The 4,687-nt window shown below is 67.4% G+C and carries 5 protein-coding genes; 3 read left to right on the top strand and 2 right to left on the bottom strand.

Annotated elements, in window-relative coordinates; all coding sequences use genetic code 11:
• Window positions 1-372: DUF3362 domain-containing protein (locus tag DB30_RS40350; RefSeq protein ID WP_052559413.1), on the top strand; the 372-nt coding region annotated here is incomplete at its 5' end.
• A 35-nt stretch (window positions 373-407) separates the two neighbouring features.
• Here DB30_RS40350 and DB30_RS40345 read toward each other — a convergent pair.
• Window positions 408-722 carry a hypothetical protein gene (locus DB30_RS40345; protein ID WP_052559412.1) on the bottom strand — a complete coding sequence of 105 codons (315 nt, stop codon included), beginning with the start codon at window positions 720-722 and terminating at the stop codon, window positions 408-410.
• Between the two features lie 272 nt (window positions 723-994).
• Here DB30_RS40345 and DB30_RS40340 point away from each other — a divergent pair, with 272 nt between their 5' ends.
• A complete protein-coding gene (locus DB30_RS40340; protein ID WP_052559410.1) occupies window positions 995-1,174 on the top strand; it encodes a hypothetical protein in 180 nt (59 codons plus the stop codon).
• A gap of 559 nt (window positions 1,175-1,733) precedes the next feature.
• Here DB30_RS40340 and DB30_RS42645 read toward each other — a convergent pair.
• Window positions 1,734-3,992 carry a S41 family peptidase gene (locus DB30_RS42645; RefSeq protein WP_146662891.1) on the bottom strand — a complete coding sequence of 753 codons (2,259 nt, stop codon included), beginning with the start codon at window positions 3,990-3,992 and terminating at the stop codon, window positions 1,734-1,736.
• 442 nt (window positions 3,993-4,434) lie between these two features.
• Between DB30_RS42645 and DB30_RS40330 the strand changes: the two genes are divergently transcribed.
• The coding region (locus DB30_RS40330) for a transposase zinc-binding domain-containing protein (RefSeq protein ID WP_205633197.1) at window positions 4,435-4,687 on the top strand (253 nt) is incomplete at its 3' end.

Genomic DNA, 4,687 nt, shown 5'->3' with positions numbered 1-4,687 from the left:
ATGGCAACCGCCACGGCCATGTATCACAGCGGCCGCAACCCGCTGCGCAAGCTGACCCGCGACGAGGCGACCGAGCAAGTCGCGGTGCCCAAGGGGTTGGCGCTTCGCCGCTTGCACAAGGCGTTCTTGCGCTACCACGATCCCAACAATTGGCCGCTGCTCCGCGAGGCCCTCACGCGCATGGGTCGTGAGGATCTGAACGGCAACGGCAAGCGGCACCTGATCCCACGGTTCCAGCCGGCCGGGACCGGCGGCCTCGGTGAGGGTCGGCGGCGCAAACAGGGCAAGCAGGGACCGCGCAAGGGCACGGCGTTGACGCAACATACCGGGCTGCCGCCGCGCCAGACCGGCGATCGCCGCGGCCGAAGCTGAGCTCACCCAGCATCGTAGGCCTCGGGAGCTTCGAGCTAGCTCAGTTCTCGACCCTGTTCAGCGGGCGGCCAACTCGGGTCCATGTCGAGCAAGTAGCCCCACAGCTCGCGCCGTCGACCCAGATGGCGCAGCACGACCGGCCACGCCTCGCGAATCTGCGCCGGCGTCACAAACAACCAGACGTCGCGAGAATTTGCCTCGCGCAGCAACGCTCCCATCCAGTAGCCGCGCTCCAGCGGATCCGGGGAGACGAGCTTCTCTCGCAGATCCGCCACGGTCGCGGACGTCCACCACAGGAAGTACGGTCGCGTGGACGGCTGATCGAGCGCCGTATCCGTCGGGGGCAACATCGGGCGAGGGTAGCACGAGCGATGGGGTCGAGGTATCGCTCGGTCGGCACACTGTGGGCTCGAACGAGCCTGGCACGATGGCACCCATGCTTACGTGCTCGCGGCAATCATCGGCGCGCTTCGACGTTCACTTCTAGACCGAGCCAAGCGCCCGCTGGGCTTGGCGTTCGGTCGGCACCTGAGCCCGAGATACCGCTCGACCACCACGCCCTGTTCAGATCTTCGTCGGCTCAGCGCTCTCGGGTTCGGGGCCGGGCTATGCTCGGACCGCGATGGATGCCAACCCACGCCGCCGGCCCCTGGCGAAGACGCTCCAAGCGACCGGCGGCGAGCTCTTGTTGTTCGCCCTCGCGGGCCTGGTCGGGCTCGCCATCGCTCAACTGGCGATCTTGACTCATGTCGGCTTCAACGCCGTCGCGGTCGCGTCGCGGATCGAGTTCAGCGGGTTCTGAAGGCCGAGCCTGGTTGGCCGCGGTGGTCAGCTCGACGCGGACTGGCGTGACCATCGCCGGCTCGAGCCATGGCGACGCTCATCGCAACCATTGTCGGACGCGACGCTCAGGGTTCAAGCAGCGAACTTCAGCTCGAGTTGGCCAGGCAAGGGCGGCCTCGGCCGCGACGGTGGCCTCGGCCCGAGCCCAACCGTGGCGAGCGCTCGAGCGATAGCCTCGCGCTCGTTGGCGAGCTCGACGAGCTTCATCGCGCCTCGGCACCACGGGCACCTCATCACGTCGACCGCGAACACCCGCTGTAACAACGATAGTGTTGTCGCCAGTCGGGCGCTTCGGTCAGCTCGAATGCGGCTGTCAGCGCCGCCATGCCGCCCCCGAGGATGACAACGCGTTCACGGCTCATCGGGGGCGGAGTTTCTCATGTCACCCAGCCACACGAAGCGAGATGGGTGCGTGACCCCAACTACGAGATCGTCCACCTCGAATAGCTGTATACGCGATGGGCGCTGTTCGCTTGGGTCGGAGTTCGTCGGCGATGGCGACGTCACGCCTTTTCGCTTCAACGTGTGACCGTGGCAGGGCGCACGAGATCCAGAGCCACCTCGAGTTCCTCGTCGCGACCCGCACGGATCCCCGCCAGCGTCCGCTCGACCGGATGTGTCGGCTGCACGCCGACGTTGTGGTGCTGACGGCCGTCGATGCGCGTGACCTTCATGCCGGTAAACCTGATCCAGAACCCGCCGGGCAACATGACCTTATTGATGTTGCCGTTCGCACCGGCGGTCGCCGAGCCGACGATGGGTCCGAGCCGATGGGCCTCGACGTACCCCATCAGCGACTCGGCGTAGCTGATCGCTGCGGGTCCGGTGATGAAGGCGACCTGGCCGGTCACGTGTGGGTTCGCCGGACGCAGGTTCCAGCCGACCTCGCGGAAGCCACTCACGCCCTCGTAGTCGGGTCGGATGATACGCGGCACGAACATCCACTTCGCGCGCTCGGGCTTGGTCAAGAAGTGCCGTAGCCATGCTTTGTCGGCTTGCGGGTAGCCGCGCACATCGATGATGACGGCTTTTGCTCGCGCGATGACGTCCATCTTCTGCGCGAGCTCGTCCCCGGGGATGCGCTCGAGGTCGACGTACAGCACATCGGGCTCGAGCGTGTCGAAGTAGGGGCGGTCGAACTCCTCGGGAGCACTCACGAACGGGGTGCGCTCGAGCTCGAACATGTGCGAGACGTCGTCACGAAGGATCTCGACGCGCGCCACCGTGCCCGCGCGTCCTTCCGTGATGCGGGCCCAATTGAGCAGTACGTACTCGATCCACTGGGGCGAGCCGGACACGAAGGCAGCGCGTTGCTCGAACCGCTCGGCCGACGAGACGCCGTCGATGCTCACGAGCTCGTCGCCGCGCTGCAGCGGATGGTCCTTTGGTGCCGCGGTCACGACGAAGACGTCATCGATACGCACGAGCCGCAGCGGAAGCACGACCTCGGGCTCGAGTGGCCCGTCGACATGGCCGTGGCCGTCGTGCAGGCGATGAACGAGGCGACGCAGCGTGAGCAGCAGGTCCTCGGGTCCGCTGTCGTCGAGCACGTCGGTGAGCACGAGGTCGAGCACCTGCTCCCAGTCCTCGCCGATGACGTCGTGGTACGGGTAGAAGTGCCGCAGCACGTTCCACCCAATGATGGCCGCGGCCACGCGGACGGCCGGATCGCTCGCATCCGGCAGCGGCTCGAGCTTCGTGGGGAGGATGTCGAGGGGCTTGCTCGCCGGCAGCCCGAGTACGACGCGGCACGCGAGGCCGGCCCCAAGGTCGCGCTCGAAGGTCTCGCCGACGCTCGGTCGTTCGTCGAACACATCACCGCGGACTTTGTGGCGCAAGCGCTCGAGCTTCAGCGCCGCTCCTCCGCCGTGGGTATCGCCCACCTCGAGCACGGCGTAGCCGGAGCCCTCGAATTCCCAGCCATCGAACGGACTGCCGGACTCGAAGTCTCCATTGTCGAGCGTGACCTCGGTCCACGTCGATGCGTCGGGGCCGGAGACCTCGAGCGTGAAGTCGTCGAAGTACACGCCACCCGCTCCGACGGCGACGCCCCCGAACACGACCCGGGTCGCCTCCGGTCCGACAGGCGTCGATTCGACGCTCGACGCTTGCCACTGGGTGGAGCGGATCGGGCGATCCTGCGTGTAGTCGTAGAACTCGTCGCCCTTGGGCAGCTCGACGCGCATCCATAGGCGCGCCATCTCGCTGCGGTGTGAGCCCTCGACGCGAGCCCAGCCGCGCAGCCGCACCCGCTTGCCGCGGACTCGCTCGGCCGGTATCGAGGCGGTCAGTACGATGTGGCCGGGCCCCTGTCCCAACAACATTCGCGGTCGACGGGTGCGGCCCGATTGATACGCCGACGTATTGAACCCGAGCCCGTACCCCTCGTGTTGCCAAGCTATCACGCGACCACGGCGGCCGGGCTCGGCGGGGGGCGGCGGAGCCTCGATGGGGAACACGAGCAGCGTGGGCGCGAGCGGCCGGAAGATCTCGTGCAGCGCAGCGAGCAACTCGGCGCGGGTGCTTCCCTGCACGATGCGGCGCGCACCCGCGACGGCGATGGCTTCCCAGTCTGCCGCGGCAGCTTCGTCGCTCGGATGAAAGTAGCGGACGTAGCCGTAGAGCTTCGCGAATGCGTGGAGTTCTTCGAGGTCGGTCGTCGAGCCTTCGATCGTCCGTTCGCCAGCGGTGACGGGAGGCTCGGAGATGCTCGACCGCGCACCGCAGGCCCCGACGAGTAGCGCCGCCAGGCCCACGCACGGCGCTCGAGCGAGCATCGTCCCGAACCGACCGACCCAGGCCTTAGCGCGCGCCGATGCACCTCGCACAGAGACTCGACTGGTCCTCGCAGGGCTCATGATGAACGGCTCACGACCTCATGGCGGCGGCACGATGCACACGCCGATGTTCTCGTAGCCGGGCGGCGCCGTGTCCTGTTCGAAGAATGCCACCCAGCCTCGGCGACGCGCAGTGCCATGCGATACCCGAGGCCGGCCGAGTTCGCAATAGGTCAGGCCGCGATCTCAGCGAGGCGCGTGTATTGGCCAGAGTCGGGGCCACCTGTTGCGCGACCACTGAGCACGCACCGCTCGGTGTGTGCACCGCGAAAGAGTCGGCGAAGCCACCATCCCGCAAGCGAAGGTGGCCCAGATCCCGGACACCTCGCTGGCTCACGCATGAGCTCCGCAAAGCACGTCTACGACGGCCGAGTAGCTGGTCGTGGCTGCTCCCTCGCCGTGCTCGACGACTCCGCGTCGAGACAGCTACGAGCGTCGGCGGCCCGACGAGACGCTGCTGTACCAGCTGATCGAGCAGCACTGGCCGACCTTCCTCGAGCGAGCAGAGCAGTCTGGCGGCTTGCCCGACTTCATCGTCGAGGAGTTCGAGGCGTACCTGCGCTGCGGCATGCTCGAGCACGGCCTCGCCCACTTTGCTTGCCGCCGCTGCGGCGAGTCGACGGTCGTGGCGCATT

Origin of the sequence: Enhygromyxa salina (assembly GCF_000737335.2) — a bacterium.
Lineage (GTDB): Bacteria > Myxococcota_A > Polyangia > Nannocystales > Nannocystaceae > Plesiocystis > Plesiocystis salina_C.
This window is presented reverse-complemented; position numbering and strand designations above follow the sequence as displayed.